A 17,724-nucleotide genomic window follows, 5' to 3' on the forward strand; every position below is an offset into this window, starting at 1 on the left:
ATAACCGCATGCTGGCCATGTTAGACCGGGCGAAACGGCCTGTTTGCGTTGGCTATCGCCATAATAAAGCGTGAGTAAAAAAGCATTGAGCGAGAGGCTGAGGATAAGGCACTGGCGATTTTATCGGCAATCGGCCGCGTCGTAGAGGTTAGGTTTATTTATTTATGCACAAATCAGGAAATTTTACGCTAAGTGTCTAATACTAGAGTAACCCCAGCGCAAGGGCTGAAATTATCATGGAATCGGCTTATAATAACGCGCTTTGTGACTGAGTATTACCGCACGAATTGGAAAAATATAACCTGCAGGATCCGCTACTTTATTTCGCGGTTTTTGCTCAGCTATTATTGAGTGAATTAACAGGATTACTATGTCAAATTTACCCAAATTTTCCCGCGCGCTATTGCACCCGCGTTACTGGCTATTATGGCTGGGAATTGGCTTGTTATGGCTGCTGGTGCAATTACCGTATCCGGTGATCTACCGACTGGGCACGGCGCTCGGGCGGCTGGCAATGCGGGTGATGAAAAGTCGCGCGCGGATTGCCAGACGTAATCTGGAACTCTGTTTTCCCGCGATGAGCGTCGCCGAGCGTGAGGCGCTGCTGGTGAAAAACTTTGAATCGTTGGGCATGGGGCTGATGGAGACCGGCATGGCCTGGTTCTGGCCGACGCACCGGGTGGCGCGCTGGACCGAGACCAGCGGCGTGAACGAGGTGGTCGACCTCCTCGAACAAAAGCAGGGCATCTTACTGATCGGCATTCATTTTCTCACCCTCGAGATGGGGGCGCGGATGTATGGCATGTTTACCCCGGGCATCGGCGTCTACCGGCCCAATGATAACCCGCTGATTGACTGGCTGCAGACCTGGGGACGCTTGCGCTCGAACAAGACCATGCTGGATCGAAAAAATCTGAAAGGGATGGTCAGGGCGCTAAAAGAGGGGGAGATCCTCTGGTACGCGCCGGATCATGATTACGGCCCGGCCAGCAGCGTTTTTGCGCCGCTGTTTGCCGTCGAGCAGGCGGCGACCACCACCGGCACCTGGATGCTGGCGAAAATGTCCGGGGCGACGATTGTGCCGTTTGTTCCCCGACGCAAGCCCAACGGTAGGGGATATGAATTGATCTCCCTGACGCCGGAGCGCACGCCGCCGCTGGCAAGCGCCGAGGCGACGGCGGCGTGGATGAACCAGATTATCGAACAGTGCATCCTGATGGCGCCCGAGCAATATATGTGGCTGCACCGGCGTTTTAAGACCCGCCCGGAAGGGGTGCCGCCGCGTTACTAAACGCTGCGGCCGAAAAATCAGCGCATCGGTAGCACGCTTAGTAAATCGCCGTCTATACTGAAAGGGCCTGACTGAAGGCCTATTCCAAGGAGATTTTAGGATGAAAAAAGTGATAGTCGCGTTAGCCCTTTCAGCCGTTGCATTTGGCGCCTCCGCCGCGCAGTTGATCACCAAAGAAGAAGTGAAACACTTCAAACTGACCAAGGTCGGACCGATCTCGGTGGGGCCGTCCGGCGGTGAGTTCTCTTCGCCCTCCGATCTGCACGATCAGCTCTCTAAGCTGGCCGATGAGAAAGGCGGAAAGTACTACGTGATTACTGCTGCGCGTGAGCATGGCCCTAACTTTGAAGCCACAGCGGAAGTGTATAAATAATCGATTGTGCCGCTGCCGTAACGGCACGCCACTGACTGAGCCTGGAGCGCGTTACGCCTCCGGGCTTATTTTTTTTCCGCCGCCCGCGTTCCACCGGCTAAGCGACAGCGAAAACGCATTTTTATCGCTATATATAGTTTTGATGATCACGATGTTAATGAAATATTGCTTTTTATTGTCGCTAAAAGGCGAATTCCCGCCTAATGCCTGAGGGAGTGACCCCTGGCAAAAATAGGTAGGACAAATGTGTTATCATCGCGCCTTTCCCTTTTTGTCTGGGGCTTTCTTGTATGCTACAACCTGTTGTTCGCGTCGGTGAATGGCTGGTAACCCCCTCTGTAAACCAAATCAGCAGGAAGGGGCGCCAGCTTACCCTTGAACCGCGTTTAATCGACCTCCTGGTCTTTTTTGCTCGCCATCCGGGGGAAGTGCTTAGCCGGGACGAGCTTATCGAAAACGTCTGGACCCGGAACGTTGTGACCAGCCACGTTGTCACGCAGAGTATTTCCGAACTGCGCAAGTCGCTCAAAGACGGCGACGACGTTAGCCTTGAGTACATCGCGACGGTACCCAAACGGGGGTATAAGCTCACGGTGCCGGTGATCTGGTGCACCGAAGAGGGGGAGGAACTCACCCCGCAGATGGAGGCGCTGACGCCTTCGCCATCGGTCGCCGCTCCCGCGCCGCCGGCTGCCGGTGCGCCGCCGGACGCGCCCGTCTCCACCGCCGATCCCGCCGCGCCAGCTCCCGCGCCGACAGGTGCCAGCGCGCCGTCAGTGCGTAAACGGCTCACCACCGCCCTGGTGTGGGGGCTGTTTCTGCTGGCGCTGGGCACCTGCGTGGCGCTGGTGGCGCTGTCGAGCATGGAATCGCGGCCGCCGGTCAACAAGGCGCGCCTGCTACTCAACCCGCGCGATATCGATATCCACCTGGTCAATGGTAACTCCTGCACCAACTGGTCTTCGCAGCACTCCTACGCGGTCGGCCTGGCCAGCCTGATCACCACCTCGCTCAACACCTTCTCGACCTTTATGGTGCATGACAAAACAGACTACAACATCAATGAGCCGAGCAGTTCCGGTAAAACGCTGACCATTGAATTCGTCAATCAGCGCCACTACCGGGCGCAGCAATGCTTTATGTCGGTCCAGCTGGTGGATAACGCCGACAGCTCGACGATGCTCGATAAGCGCTATTTTGTGACCAATGACAACCAGCTCACCATCCAGAACGATCTGATGAACAGCCTGTCGGACGCGCTGGCGCAGCCGTGGCCGGCGCGAATGCAGGCGATGCTCAGGCAATATCAGCCCTCGCAAAGCGTGGCGTTAACCTATTTCTACCAGTCGCATCAGCTGTTAATGAAGGGCGATGTTGATTCATTAAGCAAGGCCAGCAGCCTGCTGGATGATGTGATTAAGCGGGCGCCTGATTTTATTTACGCGTATGCCGAAAAAACGCTGGTAGATGTATTACGCCATTCGCAACAGCCGCTGGATGATAAACAGCTGGCAGCCCTTTACAGCGAAGTTGAGCGGGTAGGGGAGATGCCGGGTATAAAAGATATGGCGATTTATTATCAAATAAACGCAGTGGATTTGCTGGGAAAGGGAAAAGTTGACGAAGCGAACACAGCGATTAACCATGCGATCGATTTAGAGATGTCGTGGCTGAATTATGTGCTGTTAGGCAAAGTCTATGAGATGAAAGGTGAGAACCGACTGGCAGCGGATTCTTACATTACGGCGTTTAATTTACGACCCGGTGGAGATACATTGTACTGGATTGAAAACGGAGTTTTCCAGACGTCGGTCAACCGGGTTGTTCCGTATCTCGATAATTTCCTCTCTTCAGAATAAGTAAACCCTCATCATGTGAAAGGTTTTTGGCATGGTGAGGTTAAATTTATGTTTCTCATGAAGCCTCCTGTTGTTATTTATATTTAGCATTCAGGAGGCTTTGAATAACAGTTCAGTAACACGTCATATCTCATCTAAGTTCATGTAAAACAACAATGTTTATCTTTTTCTGACACCCTGTTGTCATGTTTATATGTTAAGCGAAAAAGGTCAAAATATCATTTGTCTGATGTTTGTTGTTATTTCACTTTATCTTTAGGACTTATCTCGTACAAATCAGTAATCTTGTTGGCAGTTGGTCGGGTCAATTAATGGTTCTGTATCATGATCTGTACCTCCCAAATAAACTTAGGAGAAAAACAACCATGAGTTCTGCCAAGAAGATCGGGCTATTTGCCTGTACCGGTGTCGTCGCCGGTAATATGATGGGGAGCGGTATTGCATTATTACCTGCGAACCTGGCCAGCATCGGTGGTATTGCCATTTGGGGCTGGGTAATTTCAATTATTGGTGCGATGTCTCTGGCTTATGTTTATGCCCGGCTGGCCACTAAAAACCCGCAGCAGGGTGGTCCCATTGCTTACGCAGGGGAAATATCTCCGGCATTCGGTTTCCAGACCGGTGTACTTTATTATCACGCAAACTGGATTGGTAACCTGGCTATCGGGATTACCGCAGTTTCTTATCTGTCTACGTTCTTCCCTATTTTAAATAACCCGGTGCCAGCAGGGATTGCCTGTATTGCCATCGTGTGGATCTTTACTTTCGTTAATATGCTCGGCGGGACCTGGGTCAGCCGTCTGACCACCATTGGTCTGGTGCTGGTGCTTATTCCGGTAGTCATGACCGCGGTCGTCGGCTGGCACTGGTTTGATGTCGCTACCTATCAGGCGAACTGGAACACCTCCAGCACCACCGATAGCCACGCGGTCATCAAAAGTATCCTGCTCTGCCTGTGGGCCTTCGTTGGCGTAGAATCCGCCGCCGTGAGTACCGGGATGGTGAAAAACCCGAAACGTACCGTGCCGCTGGCCACCATGCTGGGTACCGCGATGGCCGGTATCGTCTACATCGCCGCGACTCAGGTTATCGCGGGTATGTATCCTGCTTCTCAGATGGCAGCGTCCGGTGCGCCGTTCGCGATTAGCGCCTCCACCATCCTCGGCGGCTGGGCTGCGCCGATGGTATCCGCTTTCACCGCCTTCGCCTGCCTGACTTCTCTGGGCTCGTGGATGATGCTGGTTGGCCAGGCGGGTGTGCGTGCCGCCAACGATGGCAACTTCCCGAAAGTGTATGGCGAAGTCGATAGCAACGGTATCCCGAAAAAAGGCCTGCTGCTGGCCGCGGTGAAAATGACCGCGCTGATGGTGCTGATTACCCTGATGAACTCCGCCGGTGGTAAAGCCTCTGACCTGTTCGGCGAACTGACCGGTATCGCGGTACTGCTGACCATGCTGCCTTACTTCTACTCCTGTGTTGACCTGATTCGTTTCGAAGGCATCAACATCCGTAACTTCGTCAGCCTGATTTGTTCGGTACTGGGTTGCGTGTTCTGCTTCATCGCGCTGATGGGCGCAAGCTCCTTCGAACTGGCCGGCACCTTTATCGTTAGCCTGATTATCCTGATGTTCTACGGCCGCAAAATGCACCAGCGCCAGAGCAACGCATCGGATAGCAACAGCCCCGCTAACGCGCACTAATCAGTAACCCTTTTTCCTGAGGCTCCTTCCATCACCTGTCATAGCGCGACGGGAGGGGCTTTCTACATCTGGAGATTTGACTATGAACGTTATTGCAATCATGAATCACATGGGGGTTTACTTCAAAGAAGAACCCATCCGTGAACTGCATCGTGCTCTCGAACGCCTGGACTTCCGCATTGTCTACCCGAACGACCGTGACGACTTATTAAAACTGATCGAAAACAACTCTCGTCTGTGCGGCGTGATCTTCGACTGGGATAAATACAATCTCGAGCTGTGCGAAGAAATCAGCAAAATGAACGAGTACATGCCGCTGTATGCGTTCGCTAACACCTACTCCACGCTGGACGTTAGCCTGAACGATCTGCGCATGCAGGTTCGCTTCTTCGAATATGCGCTGGGCGCTGCGGAAGATATCGCGAACAAAATCAAACAGAACACTGACGAATACATCGACACCATTCTGCCGCCGCTGACCAAAGCGCTGTTCAAATATGTGCGTGAAGGCAAATACACCTTCTGTACCCCGGGCCACATGGGCGGTACCGCCTTCCAGAAAAGCCCGGTAGGCAGCATCTTCTACGATTTCTTTGGCTCCAACACCATGAAATCCGATATCTCGATTTCGGTTTCTGAACTGGGTTCCCTGCTGGACCACAGCGGCCCGCACAAAGAAGCGGAAGAGTATATCGCTCGCGTATTTAACGCCGAACGCAGCTACATGGTGACCAACGGCACCTCGACCGCCAACAAAATCGTCGGTATGTACTCCGCGCCGGCCGGCAGCACCGTGCTGATTGACCGTAACTGCCACAAATCGCTGACCCATCTGATGATGATGAGCGACATTACGCCGATCTACTTCCGTCCGACCCGTAACGCCTACGGCATCCTCGGCGGTATCCCGCAGAGCGAATTCCAGCACGCGACTATCGCCAAGCGTGTGAAAGAGACGCCGAACGCGACCTGGCCGGTACACGCCGTTATCACCAACTCGACTTACGATGGTCTGCTGTACAACACTGACTTCATCAAGAAAACCCTGGATGTGAAATCCATCCACTTTGACTCCGCATGGGTGCCTTACACCAACTTCTCGCCGATCTATGAAGGCAAATGCGGGATGAGCGGCGGCCGCGTCGAAGGGAAAGTGATTTACGAAACCCAGTCCACGCACAAACTGCTGGCGGCGTTCTCTCAGGCATCGATGATCCACGTGAAAGGCGACGTTAACGAAGAGACCTTTAACGAAGCCTACATGATGCACACCACCACCTCCCCGCACTACGGGATCGTGGCGTCCACCGAAACCGCGGCGGCGATGATGAAAGGCAACGCCGGTAAGCGCCTGATCGACGGCTCTATCGAACGTTCCATCAAGTTCCGTAAAGAGATCAAACGTCTGAAAGGCGAGTCTGACGGCTGGTTCTTCGACGTATGGCAGCCGGAACATATCGACGGTCCTGAATGCTGGCCGCTGCGCTCCGACAGCGCATGGCACGGTTTCAAAAACATCGACAATGAGCACATGTATCTCGACCCGATCAAAGTCACTCTGCTGACCCCGGGGATGAAGAAAGACGGCACCATGGATGAGTTCGGTATTCCGGCCAGCATCGTGGCTAAGTATCTCGACGAACACGGCATCGTGGTGGAGAAAACCGGTCCGTACAACCTGCTGTTCCTGTTCAGCATCGGTATCGACAAAACCAAAGCGCTGAGCCTGCTGCGTGCGCTGACCGACTTCAAACGCGCGTTCGACCTGAACCTGCGGGTGAAAAACATGCTGCCGTCGCTGTACCGTGAAGATCCTGAATTCTATGAAAACATGCGTATTCAGGACCTGGCGCAGAATATTCACAAACTGGTTGAGCATCACAACCTGCCGGACCTGATGTTCCGCGCGTTTGAAGTGCTGCCATCCATGGTGATGACCCCGTATGCCGCGTTCCAGAAAGAGCTGCACGGTCAGACGGAAGAAGTGTACCTCGAAGAGATGGTCGGCCGCGTCAACGCCAACATGATCCTGCCGTATCCTCCGGGAGTGCCGCTGGTGATGCCGGGTGAAATGATCACCGAAGAGAGCCGTCCGGTGCTGGAGTTCCTGCAGATGCTGTGCGAAATCGGCGCCCACTATCCGGGCTTCGAAACCGATATCCACGGCGCCTATCGTCAGGCGGATGGTCGTTACACCGTTAAAGTGCTGAAAGAAGAGAATAACAAGTAATAGACGCACACCAGGGAAGTGGCTTGCCACTTCCCTTTTTCACGCTGCAAGGAGAACACATGAAAACACCCTCACAGCCGCGCGCGATTTACTACATCGTTGCGATCCAGATCTGGGAGTACTTCAGCTTTTACGGCATGCGCGCCTTACTCATCCTCTACCTCACCCACCAGCTTGGCTTCGACGACAGCCACGCCATCAGCCTGTTCAGCGCTTACGCCTCTCTGGTTTACGTTACCCCTATTCTTGGCGGCTGGCTTGCCGACCGCCTGCTCGGCAACCGCACGGCGGTGATTGCCGGGGCGCTGTTGATGACCCTCGGCCACGTGGTGCTGGGCGTTGAGTCGACCTCCGCATGGAGCCTGTACGTCGCGCTGGCGATCATTATCTGCGGCTACGGCCTGTTCAAATCCAATATCAGCTGCCTGCTTGGCGAACTTTACGCCCACGACGATCCGCGTCGCGACGGCGGCTTCTCGCTGCTGTACGCCGCCGGCAACGTCGGCTCCATCGCCGCGCCCATCGCCTGCGGGCTGGCGGCTCAGTGGTACGGCTGGCATATCGGCTTCGCCCTGGCGGGGATCGGGATGTTCATCGGCCTGATGATTTTCTTAAGCGGCAGCCGCCACTTCCGGCATACCCGCGGCGTCGATAAACCGGCGCTGCGGGCGGTGAAATTCGTGCTGCCGACCTGGGGCTGGCTGCTGGTGATGCTCTGCCTGGCGCCGGTGTTCTTCACGCTGCTGCTGCAAAACAACTGGTCCGGCTATCTGCTGGCGGTCGTCTGCCTGTTCGCCGCCCAGATGGTGGCGCGGATCATGATCAAAGCCCCGGAGCATCGTCGCGCGCTGTGGCAGATCGTCCTGCTGATGCTTGCCGGGACGCTGTTCTGGGTGCTGGCGCAGCAGGGCGGAAGCTCGATTAGCCTGTTTATCGATCACTTTGTTAACCGCCGCCTGCTGAACTGGGACGTGCCGACGGCGCTGTTCCAGTCGGTTAACGCGGTGGCGGTGATGGCGGCCGGCGTGGCGCTGGCGTGGCTGATGCGCCCGGAAGGCAGCGCGCGTTCGGTGCTGCGCGTCTGGTTGAAATTCGCTTTTGGCCTGCTGCTGATGGGCGGCGGCTTTATTCTGCTGGCGCTCAACGCTCGCCACGGCGCCGCTGAGGGTCAGGCCTCGATGGGCATGATGGTCGCTGGACTGGCGATGATGGGCTTTGCCGAACTGTTTATCGACCCGGTCGCGATGGCGCAAATCACCCGCCTGAACATGCCCGGCGTCACCGGGGTATTGACCGGTATTTATATGCTGGCCACCGGCGCGGTGGCCAACTGGCTGGCCGGCGTGGTCGCCCAGCAGACCACCGAATCGCAAATCAGCGATACGGCGATTGCCGCCTATCAGCATTTCTTCTCGCAGATGGGGGAATGGACCCTCGGCTGCGTGGCGGTGATGGTGATTATCGCCTTTGCCGCAGCCTGTAGCGTTGGCAAACGCCGCGCGGCGGCTGGCGAACTTCCCGGCGGCGGCGCCTGACGCGCGTCCCGGCTGCGGCGTAACCGCCTCCGCCGGGCTATCGGCCAGCGTCAATTATCGCCCCGGTACGCGCAGCGCGACCGGGGCATTCCATCCACAGCGGAGCGCAAAGCCGCTCCTTGCACAGCGTAGTGAGCAGAAGGAGGATATTCTGGCAGGCGCGGAAGCCAACGATAAAAAATACCGTTAGTGAAGGCATAGCTGAGTGAGATCAGCTTGAAGAGAAGCCAGATTCGTTACTCTTGTTCTTCGGTGTGAAGCCGGAGACAGGCCGCGCGGAAGGGTGACCTGGTTCAATTTATCGAAGCTAGTTTGAAAGCAAGGTTATGAGGAACCCATATGTCTGAACAACAAGCACAAGGTGCCGATGAGGCCATTGACCTTAATAATGAACTGAAAACTCGTCGCGAAAAACTGGCTGCGCTGCGTGAGCAGGGCGTAGCTTTCCCCAACGATTTCCGTCGCGATCATACCTCTGACCAATTGCACGCTGAATTCGATGCGAAGGATAACGATGAACTCGCTTCCCTGAACGTTGAAGTTGCGGTGGCTGGCCGGATGATGACTCGCCGCGTGATGGGTAAAGCCTCCTTCGTCACCCTCCAGGACGTCGGCGGCCGTATCCAGTTGTACGTGGCCCGCGATGACCTGCCGGAAGGCGTCTACAACGAACAGTTTAAGAAATGGGACCTTGGCGACATCATCGCCGCCCGCGGCAAGCTGTTCAAAACGCAAACCGGCGAACTCTCCATCCACTGCACCGAGCTGCGCCTGCTGACCAAAGCCCTGCGCCCGCTGCCGGATAAATTCCACGGCCTGCAGGATCAGGAAGTCCGCTATCGCCAGCGCTATCTGGATCTGATCGCTAACGAAGAGTCGCGCCATACGTTCCGCATCCGCTCGCAGATCCTCGCGACCATGCGTCAGTTCATGGTAGCCCGCGGCTTTATGGAAGTGGAAACCCCGATGATGCAGGTGATCCCCGGCGGCGCTTCCGCCCGTCCGTTTATCACGCATCACAACGCGCTGGATCTCGATATGTACCTGCGCATCGCGCCGGAACTGTATCTGAAACGTCTGGTGGTCGGCGGCTTCGAACGCGTGTTTGAAATCAACCGTAACTTCCGCAACGAAGGGATCTCGGTACGCCATAACCCAGAGTTCACCATGATGGAACTGTACATGGCGTACGCGGACTACAAAGACCTGATCGAACTGACCGAGTCGCTGTTCCGCACCCTGGCGCAGACGGTGCTGGGCAAAACCGAGGTGCCGTATGGCGACCAGGTGTTTGACTTCGGCAAGCCGTTTGAAAAACTGACCATGCGCGAGGCGATCAAAAAACATCGTCCGGAAACCAACATGGCGGATCTGGATAACTTCGACGCGGCGAAAGCGCTGGCGGAATCTCTCGGTATTCAGGTAGAGAAAAGCTGGGGTCTGGGGCGCATCGTCACCGAAATCTTCGACGAAGTGGCGGAAGCGCACCTCATCCAGCCGACCTTCATCACCGAATACCCGGCGGAAGTCTCCCCGCTGGCGCGCCGTAACGACGTCAACCCGGAAATCACCGACCGCTTCGAGTTCTTCATCGGCGGCCGCGAAATCGGTAACGGTTTCAGCGAGCTGAACGACGCCGAAGACCAGGCGCAGCGTTTCCAGGATCAGGTTAACGCCAAAGCGGCGGGCGATGACGAAGCGATGTTCTATGACGAAGACTACGTCACCGCGCTGGAGTACGGTCTGCCGCCGACCGCCGGTCTGGGCATCGGTATCGACCGGATGGTGATGCTGTTTACCAACAGCCACACCATCCGCGACGTGATCCTCTTCCCGGCGATGCGTCCGCAGAAGTAAACCGTTGCACTCCCTCCCGGCCTGCGCCGGGAGGTTCTTCCTGCATTATCCCCATCCTGTCGGCAGGGCAATGTTATTACAGGACTTTTTGCAACGTGCCGCGCTGGCTGCCGTTTGCCCATACGCCGTTAAAGGCGTCGTTCAGCGTAAAGGCTGAGCTTTTCACCCGGAACGTCAATTTACCCTGGCTGGCTTTCGCCTCCTCGACCAGATGACCATGGGTTTTCACCGTTTTAGCGGTGACGGTAATCTCATCAATTTTATTGCCATAGTCAGTATAAACATACCAGGTGCCCACCCAGGGGCCGAAGCCGCTGCTGGCCTGCTGCGCGGCGGCGGCATTCTCGGCTTTGGTTTTATGAATATCGCAGGTGGTTCCGTCGGTCATCTGCGTGCAACCGGAGCGTTCAAGCTGTTCCCGGTATTTCGCGCTAATGGCGTGGGCCGGCGCGGCGGCGACCAGCGCCAGGGTGAGGGTGGTGAAAAGCCAGGTCTTATTCATCTTATTGTTTCTCATCGCGATAGCGGCGCGCATTGTCATAAAGGTTGATATACATTGGTGCATTCTCCAGGGGCGTCCGAATAAATATAACCGCAGCCATTCCTGATAAATAACGAGCAGAAAGGAGAGGGGTTATTTATTTGTAAAAACATCATTGCCCTGAGCTTATTTATCACCGTACCTTCCCGCTGCATGTCATATTATTGCAGAGAGAATGTTAAGTAATTGATGTTTTAAAAGGGACTATTTGTCACTTACGCAAATAACAGCAGGCCAGGCCTGGGCGCAGGGCTAAAGCCCGCGCCGCTGCGGTGTTGAGATTTTTTCATATTGCTATCATCATATTTCGAATGAAAGGGATAACCTCTGAAACGGGTTATTAAGCCAGTAATTTTTATCTGCAAAATAAGCCTGCGGCAAGCATTATTTCCATTTATTTTTCAGGGCTACTCGCGCCAGCGGATATTTCGATCGCGGCAATGATGGATTTCCATCATTTCTCCGTTTTCATCGCTGGTCGTCGCCTGCTTATAGTGACGGCACACCAGACGACTGGCTGAAAAGGAGATAAACATGGCGACAGAGCACCTGCAGTGGGGCATTAGCCCCCTGTGCTGGACCAACGATGTGCTGGAGGATTTAGGCGGCGATATCCCTCTCGACACGTGTCTGCGCGAGGCGCGGGAGGCGGGGTTTCAGGGAATTGAGTTAGGGCGGAAGTTTCCCCGCCAGGCGGAGACATTGGGACCTCTGCTGGCGGCGGCTGACCTGCGCCTGGCGTCAGGCTGGTACAGCGGCTTGCTGGCCGACCGCAGCGTGGAAGCGGAGCTGGAGGCGGTGCGGGGCCACGCGCAGCTCCTGCAGCAGCTCGGCGCCAGGGTAATGGTCTATGGCGAGTGCGGGCAACTGCCCGGTGAAACGCCGCTTGATGAGCCGATCTCGCTCTCGCCGCCGTTAAGCCGCGTCAGCCTGACGGCGTATTGCCATAAGCTAAATACCTTTGCCGACCTGCTGCTGCGGGACTACGGCCTCCGGCTGGCCTATCACCATCATCTGATGATGCTGGTGGAGCACGACGACGAACTGGAGCGGTTTCTGTCCCAGACCCATGACAACGTCGGGCTGGCGTTTGATTCCGGACACGCCTTCGTCGCCGGGGTCGATATCCCGCGCGTGCTGGAGAAATATGGCCACCGTATCCGCCATCTGCATCTGAAAGACGTCCGTCCGCAGGTGCTGGGGCGCCTGTATCGCGAAAACCTGAGCTTTAACGAGGCGGTGCGCGCCGGACTGTTTACCATCCCTGGCGACGGCTGCATCGACTATGCGCCGATCCTCAACTTTGCCCGGGACAGCGACTACCGCGGCTGGCTGATTATCGAAGCCGAGCAGGACCCGGCGATGGCGCCGCCGTTTGCCACCGCCCGCCGCGCCTTCGCCTGGCTGGCGCACCACTTTTCGTCCCCGTCATCATCAGAGGAGCACGCATCATGAGCGCGCGGTTAAATATTGGTCTTATCGGCTCCGGTTTTATGGGCCAGGCGCACGCCGACGCTTACCGTCGCGCGGCCATGTTCTATCCCGATCTGCCGAAGCGCCCCTATCTTTATGCGCTGGCGGATCAGGATCAGGCTTTGGCTGAACGTCATGCGGTGAAGCTGGGGGCGGAGAAAGCTTACGGTGACTGGCGCGAACTGGTGAACGATCCGCTGGTGGACGTGGTGGATATTACCTCGCCGAACCATCTGCACTACACGATGGCGATGGCGGCGATCGCGGCGGGTAAACATGTCTATTGCGAGAAACCGCTGGCGGTTAACGAGCAGCAGGCGCAGGAGATGGCGCAGGCGGCCCGGCGCGCGGGGGTGAAGACCATGGTGGCCTTTAACAACATTAAAACCCCGGCGGCGCTGCTGGCAAAGCAGCTTATCGCCCGGGGCGATATTGGCGAACCGGTGCGCTTCCGCGGCACCTTTGATCAGGGGTTTTATAACGACCCGAACCTGCCCTGGTCCTGGCGCTGCTCGAAAACCCTCGGCGGCAGCGGGGCGCTTGGCGACCTCGGCGCCCATACCCTGTCCGTCGCCCAGTTTTTGATGGGCGGGATCCGTGAAGTGACCGCCAGCGCGCAAACCTGCCTGCGCCAGCGTCCGGTGCCACAGACCGATGCCGGGTATGCCAGCCGGGTCGCGGCCGATGCCGAGTGGCGGGAAGTGGAAAATGACGATCAGGTTCAGTGCCTGGTCAATTTCGACAGCGGCGCCGCGGGGGTGATTGAGGCCTCGCGCATCGCCGCCGGGCGCATCTTCGGCGTGTTCTGGGAGGTCTCCGGCACCGAAGGCACGCTGTATATGGACGGGGAGCGCTTTAACGAACTGCAGGTGTATCGCTTCCGGGATGACAAACACGACCGCGGCTTTAAAACGCTGTATGCCGGGAGCCAGATCCCGGCCTATGCCGGCTTCTTCGGCTTCGATTTTGGCGGCGGCGGGCTGGGCTATTTTGACGTCAAGGTGATGGAAGTGCATGACCTGGTGCAGGGGATTTGTGGGGACGACGACTGCTATCCCAGCTTTGAGTTTGGTTTACAGAATCAGCGCGTGCTGTCGGCGATTGAAGCCTCGATGGTCAGCCGTCGCTGGGTTAACGTGGTTAAGGATTAAGGAGCCGCTATGTTTCCCTCACAATTACCGACCCCGCGCCGCCCGGCGGCGCAGAGCATTCCCTCCCTGCGCTGGGGCATCATTGGTCCGGGCTGGATCGCCGAGCGCTTTGTGCACGCATTGAAAACCCAGAGCCGGCAGCAGGTGGTGGCCGTTGCCTCCCGCAGCCAGGCGAAGGCCGACCGGGTAGCCGCGGAATGGGGGATCCCCCAGGCTTACGGCCGGGTGGAGGAGATGCTGGCGCGTCCGGATATTGATGCGGTCTATATTGCGACGCCGCACAACCATCACTTTCCCGACGGCATGCAGGCGCTGAAGGCGGGCAAACACGTGCTGATAGAGAAGCCCTTCGCGCTCAACCTCGGCGAAGGAGGTGAACTGCAGGCCGAAGCCGCCCGCCAGGGGAAGCTGGCGCTGGAGGCGATGTGGTGCGATTACGCGCCGAAGTATGATGTGATCCGCCAGCTGCTGGAGGATGGGGTACTCGGCGACCTGCATACCCTGCTGGCCGATCACGGCGAGTATTTCACTACCGATCACCGCATCTTTAACGCCGACCTTGCCGGCGGGCCGATGATGGATCTCGGCAGCTATTTGACCTCGTTTGCGCTGATGGTGGGCGGCATGCCGCAGGAGATTGTCGCCCGCGGCCGCGCGACGGCGGAGGGGCTTAACGGCCAGACGTCAATGCTATTCAGCTGGCGGAACGGGATGCAGGGGCTGTTAAACACGACGTTGTTCAGCAACACGCCGGGCGGGGCGGTGGTGGCCGGACGCCAGGCGACCCTGACCATCGACGGTCAGTTTTACGCCCCCGGCGGGTTCACGCTCGCCGCCAGCCAGGGCGGGCAGGCGCTGCGCTGGGAAGAGCCGCGCAATCGCTACGACCAGCTGTTCTGGCAGGCGGAGCATTTTGCCTGGTGCATCGATCAGGGGCTGCGGGACTCGCCGCTGCGGCCGCTCAGTCAGGTGCTGCAGAATCTGCAGGTGATGGATGAGGTGCGGCGCCAGGTGGGCGCGGTGTTTAACGAAGAACGTTAAGGGGCCGGCCGGGCTTTGGTTTGCAGACAGCGCGCGCGTGCACGCCATTGCCCGGCACCGGGACGCGCACGGTGCCGGATATCTGCTGCCCGGCGGCGCGGCGCTTGCGCGGGCCTGGGAGGTCACTGCAACTGTTTGATATGGATGGTTATCATGGCCCGGTAGGCCGGGCAAGGCGTCGCCGCCGCCCGGCATAAAGGCAGGTTCAGAGCCTGATAGCGGTTGCCACACAACCACTCACCGACAGTCGTCAACGGCGACAAACTGGCCGCGCTGCAGAGACTGAACCGCCGCTTCGGCAATGGCCTGCGCCTGCAGGCCGTCCACCAGGCCGGGCAGGTCGGCCACGGTTTCACCATTCAGAGAGCGGATAAAGGCGTCAAGATGCTGGTAATAAGATCCTTGCACCCGGCTGAACCAGTCCGGCCACAGGCCTGGCTCAATGCGCTGATTGCCGCGCCACAGGGTAGGGCCCGCCGGCGACTGGCTGCCGGACTCCAGCGCGCCCTCTGCCCCCAGCAGGGTGATCCGTTCATCATACCCGTGGCCGGTGCGGCGGGTGTTGTCCAGCTGCGCCAGCGCGCCGCCGCGCATCTGCATCATCAGGATGGAAGTGTCGACATCGCCAAATTCGGCGATTTCCGGCAGGGCCAGCGCCGCGCCCATCGCCGCTACGGTATGCACTTCATCGCCGGTGAGAAAGCGCAGAAGATCGAAGAAATGGATCGCCTGATCGCGCATTTGACCGCCGGAGCTGCGCAGATAGTCGAGCGGCGGCATGCTGGAGGCGCGACAGACCATCTGCACCAGCTCGACTCTGCCGATCGCTCCCTGCTCCAGCTGGCGGCGCAACTGCTGATGGCTGCTGTCGAAGCGCCGGTTAAAGCCGACGGTGACCGGCACCTTAAGAGGAAGCACCCGCTCCACCACCTCGCGGGCGCGGGCCAGGGAAAGGTCGATCGGTTTTTCGCAATAGACCGCCTTGCCTGCCCGGGCGGCGGCTTCCAGCAGTTCGGCATGCGACGGGGTCGAGCTGGCGATCAGCACAGCATCGATGGCGTCGCTACGGAGAGCCTCACTCACCGTCACCGCCCGGGCGCCATAGCGGGCGGCCAGCGCCTGGGCGCGCTCCGGCGCGGCATCGGCCACCATCGTCAACTCGCTCCCGTCGTGACGGGCGAGGCTGGCGGCATGAACCTGACCGATAAAACCACTGCCTATCAGGGCAAAACGTTTGCACTTCATTTTATTCTCCAGAATGGCGAGGGGACGCTGCCACCATAATCGGTTTGCTAAACTCACTGACACTGCCGTTTTGATGTATTTCCATCATTGAAGAGAGGGGCGATGAAAAACATGTCACTGGCGATGCTGGCCAGACAGATTGGCGTCGGCGTGGCCACCGTTGACCGGGTGCTGAACGAACGCGGCGGCGTATCGCCGCAGACCACGCGCAAAGTGCTGCAGGCGGCGCGGGAGGCGGGGCTGAAGCGGATCCTGCCGGAGGAGCACCGCTTTCCCTGGCAGATTGAGCTCTTTCTCAGCAGCAATGACTCTTTCTTTTTTCCGCAGCTGGCGCAGGATTTCTCCGCCGTCGCGGATAGCCTCGGCTATCGTCGTCTGACCCTGCACCGCACCTTTGTCCCGGAGTCGCAGCCGGCGACCCTGGCCCGGCGCATTATGCGCAGCGGCCAGCAGCGTCAGGGGATCATCGTTTTCGGCAATGACCATCCTGTGGTGCATGACGCGCTGCGCCGCTGTCGGGAAGCGGGCGTCCCCGTCATTACCCTGGCGACAGATCTGCCCGGCGCCGACCGGCTCTGCCACGTCGGGATCAATCAGTTACAGGCTGGCCGCACGGCGGGGTTAATGATGGGGAGAATGACGCCGCGGCCCGGGGAGGTGCTGATGGTGAGCGGTCGGGAGGATTACAGCGCGCATCGCCTGCGCATCCAGGGGTTCCGCGAGGTGCTGAGCCAGCGCTTTCCCCATCTGCAGCTCAACGAGGTGCTGGCGGGCGAGGAGCGGCGGGAGCAGATCACCCGCCTGCTGGAGCAGGCCCTGTGCCGCAGCCGGCATATTGTCGGGATCTATAACACCGGACTTGGCAATACTCAGATTGCCGAGGCGCTGGCTCGCCACCGCCGCGAAGGCGACGTCTGCTGGATCACCCATGAGCGCTACAATACCACCCGCCAGCAGCTGGCCAGGGGCAGCCTGGCGTTAACGCTCGATCAGAACACCCGCCAGCACGCCCAGCTGGCGATCGACCTGATGCTGCGCCATCTGGAGTCCGGCTATCAGCCGCAAACCTATGCCGACGGGAAAGTCGACTTTATCCTCTACAGCGCCGAGAACGTCGACTAAGGCGTGCGGTGCCTCCCTTCCTGACAACGCGGATCTCCCCGCCGGGTAAATGCCAACCCCGCCGGGGGCGATCGCTGTAAAGCGTTGTCTGCCTCTCATTTTTCGCTCATTTATGCAGCAATGTTAGATGTCTGTCAAAATTCTGTTACTGCATGGTTTTAAAATTTTCATTTCAGTTATTTACTTATAAAAGTTTCAAATGTCTTGTTAATGAAATAAATGGTCTGGAATTAACGGTGTGGCATAAATGGACTGATGTTTCAAAAAAGTGATGATAATACAGCCATTATTTGTGATTCCGATCAC

At 57.7% G+C, this 17,724-nt stretch carries 14 protein-coding genes; 11 read left to right on the forward strand and 3 right to left on the reverse strand.

Annotated elements, in window-relative coordinates:
- Nucleotides 1–370 precede the first annotated feature (370 nt).
- The 7 genes from ACOI7Z_RS00115 (at nt 371) to lysS (ending at nt 10,845) form a co-directional block, all read left to right on the forward strand.
- On the forward strand, nt 371–1,291 hold the full coding sequence (locus ACOI7Z_RS00115) for a Kdo(2)-lipid IV(A) acyltransferase (protein WP_065882796.1): 921 nt from the start codon (nt 371–373) through the stop codon (nt 1,289–1,291).
- Between the two features lie 100 nt (nt 1,292–1,391).
- Nucleotides 1,392–1,664: a DUF1471 domain-containing protein gene (locus tag ACOI7Z_RS00120; RefSeq protein ID WP_002892402.1), complete on the forward strand. Its 273-nt coding sequence runs from the start codon at nt 1,392–1,394 to the stop codon at nt 1,662–1,664.
- A gap of 290 nt (nt 1,665–1,954) precedes the next feature.
- A complete protein-coding gene (cadC, locus tag ACOI7Z_RS00125) occupies nt 1,955–3,523 on the forward strand; it encodes a lysine decarboxylation/transport transcriptional activator CadC (RefSeq protein WP_086075305.1) in 1,569 nt (522 codons plus the stop codon).
- Between the two features lie 365 nt (nt 3,524–3,888).
- Entirely contained in the window at nt 3,889–5,223 is a 1,335-nt protein-coding gene (cadB, locus tag ACOI7Z_RS00130; RefSeq protein WP_023288679.1) for a cadaverine/lysine antiporter, read from the forward strand.
- An 82-nt stretch (nt 5,224–5,305) separates the two neighbouring features.
- Nucleotides 5,306–7,453 (forward strand): lysine decarboxylase CadA, encoded by a 2,148-nt coding sequence (gene cadA / locus ACOI7Z_RS00135; RefSeq protein ID WP_023288680.1) that lies wholly within the window; start codon nt 5,306–5,308, stop codon nt 7,451–7,453.
- A gap of 59 nt (nt 7,454–7,512) precedes the next feature.
- The gene (dtpD, locus tag ACOI7Z_RS00140) at nt 7,513–8,988 is read left to right on the forward strand and encodes a dipeptide permease DtpD (RefSeq protein WP_087849419.1); all 1,476 of its coding nucleotides are present in this window, start codon (nt 7,513–7,515) and stop codon (nt 8,986–8,988) included.
- A gap of 339 nt (nt 8,989–9,327) precedes the next feature.
- Nucleotides 9,328–10,845, forward strand: a complete 1,518-nt coding sequence (lysS, locus tag ACOI7Z_RS00145; protein WP_004202393.1) for a lysine--tRNA ligase — start codon at nt 9,328–9,330, stop codon at nt 10,843–10,845.
- A 76-nt stretch (nt 10,846–10,921) separates the two neighbouring features.
- On the opposite strand, the gene ACOI7Z_RS00150 is transcribed toward lysS, so the two are convergent.
- Nucleotides 10,922–11,347, reverse strand: coding sequence for a hypothetical protein (locus tag ACOI7Z_RS00150; protein ID WP_032429107.1), 426 nt, complete (start codon nt 11,345–11,347; stop codon nt 10,922–10,924).
- A 446-nt stretch (nt 11,348–11,793) separates the two neighbouring features.
- Complete coding sequence (locus ACOI7Z_RS00155; RefSeq protein ID WP_276207902.1) at nt 11,794–11,922, reverse strand: hypothetical protein; 129 nt, start codon at nt 11,920–11,922, stop codon at nt 11,794–11,796.
- On the opposite strand from ACOI7Z_RS00155, the gene iolE reads away from it, so the two are divergent.
- From iolE to ACOI7Z_RS00170, 3 genes are read left to right on the forward strand one after another with little or no spacing between them, the layout of a single operon-like run.
- On the forward strand, nt 11,921–12,841 hold the full coding sequence (iolE, locus tag ACOI7Z_RS00160; RefSeq protein ID WP_048296931.1) for a myo-inosose-2 dehydratase: 921 nt from the start codon (nt 11,921–11,923) through the stop codon (nt 12,839–12,841). The two genes, ACOI7Z_RS00155 and iolE, sit on opposite strands and share 2 nt — an antisense overlap.
- Nucleotides 12,838–14,010 carry a Gfo/Idh/MocA family protein gene (locus tag ACOI7Z_RS00165; protein ID WP_023288684.1) on the forward strand — a complete coding sequence of 391 codons (1,173 nt, stop codon included), beginning with the start codon at nt 12,838–12,840 and terminating at the stop codon, nt 14,008–14,010. Before iolE ends, ACOI7Z_RS00165 begins: the two co-directional genes overlap by 4 nt.
- A gap of 9 nt (nt 14,011–14,019) precedes the next feature.
- Entirely contained in the window at nt 14,020–15,051 is a 1,032-nt protein-coding gene (locus ACOI7Z_RS00170; RefSeq protein ID WP_087849418.1) for a Gfo/Idh/MocA family protein, read from the forward strand.
- Between the two features lie 237 nt (nt 15,052–15,288).
- Here ACOI7Z_RS00170 and ACOI7Z_RS00175 read toward each other — a convergent pair whose 3' ends face one another.
- On the reverse strand, nt 15,289–16,296 hold the full coding sequence (locus ACOI7Z_RS00175) for a Gfo/Idh/MocA family oxidoreductase (RefSeq protein ID WP_087849417.1): 1,008 nt from the start codon (nt 16,294–16,296) through the stop codon (nt 15,289–15,291).
- Between the two features lie 102 nt (nt 16,297–16,398).
- On the opposite strand from ACOI7Z_RS00175, the gene ACOI7Z_RS00180 reads away from it, so the two are divergent.
- The gene (locus tag ACOI7Z_RS00180; protein WP_087849416.1) at nt 16,399–17,418 is read left to right on the forward strand and encodes a LacI family DNA-binding transcriptional regulator; all 1,020 of its coding nucleotides are present in this window, start codon (nt 16,399–16,401) and stop codon (nt 17,416–17,418) included.
- Nucleotides 17,419–17,724: the final 306 nt, after the last annotated feature.

This window comes from Klebsiella sp. C283, assembly GCF_048822555.1.
Lineage (GTDB): Bacteria > Pseudomonadota > Gammaproteobacteria > Enterobacterales > Enterobacteriaceae > Klebsiella > Klebsiella quasipneumoniae.

Excerpts from the sequence above, each read along its gene's own strand:
- ACOI7Z_RS00115 (WP_065882796.1), top strand. The coding sequence starts at position 371 with ATGTCAAATTTACCCAAATTTTCCCGCGCGCTATTGCACCCGCGTTAC.
- ACOI7Z_RS00120 (WP_002892402.1), top strand. The coding sequence starts at position 1,392 with ATGAAAAAAGTGATAGTCGCGTTAGCCCTTTCAGCCGTTGCATTTGGC.
- cadC (WP_086075305.1), top strand. The coding sequence starts at position 1,955 with ATGCTACAACCTGTTGTTCGCGTCGGTGAATGGCTGGTAACCCCCTCT.
- cadB (WP_023288679.1), top strand. The coding sequence starts at position 3,889 with ATGAGTTCTGCCAAGAAGATCGGGCTATTTGCCTGTACCGGTGTCGTC.
- cadA (WP_023288680.1), top strand. The coding sequence starts at position 5,306 with ATGAACGTTATTGCAATCATGAATCACATGGGGGTTTACTTCAAAGAA.
- dtpD (WP_087849419.1), top strand. The coding sequence starts at position 7,513 with ATGAAAACACCCTCACAGCCGCGCGCGATTTACTACATCGTTGCGATC.
- lysS (WP_004202393.1), top strand. The coding sequence starts at position 9,328 with ATGTCTGAACAACAAGCACAAGGTGCCGATGAGGCCATTGACCTTAAT.
- ACOI7Z_RS00150 (WP_032429107.1), bottom strand. The coding sequence starts at position 11,347 with ATGAATAAGACCTGGCTTTTCACCACCCTCACCCTGGCGCTGGTCGCC.
- iolE (WP_048296931.1), top strand. The coding sequence starts at position 11,921 with ATGGCGACAGAGCACCTGCAGTGGGGCATTAGCCCCCTGTGCTGGACC.
- ACOI7Z_RS00155 (WP_276207902.1), bottom strand. The coding sequence starts at position 11,922 with ATGTTTATCTCCTTTTCAGCCAGTCGTCTGGTGTGCCGTCACTATAAG.
- ACOI7Z_RS00165 (WP_023288684.1), top strand. The coding sequence starts at position 12,838 with ATGAGCGCGCGGTTAAATATTGGTCTTATCGGCTCCGGTTTTATGGGC.
- ACOI7Z_RS00170 (WP_087849418.1), top strand. The coding sequence starts at position 14,020 with ATGTTTCCCTCACAATTACCGACCCCGCGCCGCCCGGCGGCGCAGAGC.
- ACOI7Z_RS00175 (WP_087849417.1), bottom strand. The coding sequence starts at position 16,296 with ATGAAGTGCAAACGTTTTGCCCTGATAGGCAGTGGTTTTATCGGTCAG.
- ACOI7Z_RS00180 (WP_087849416.1), top strand. The coding sequence starts at position 16,399 with ATGAAAAACATGTCACTGGCGATGCTGGCCAGACAGATTGGCGTCGGC.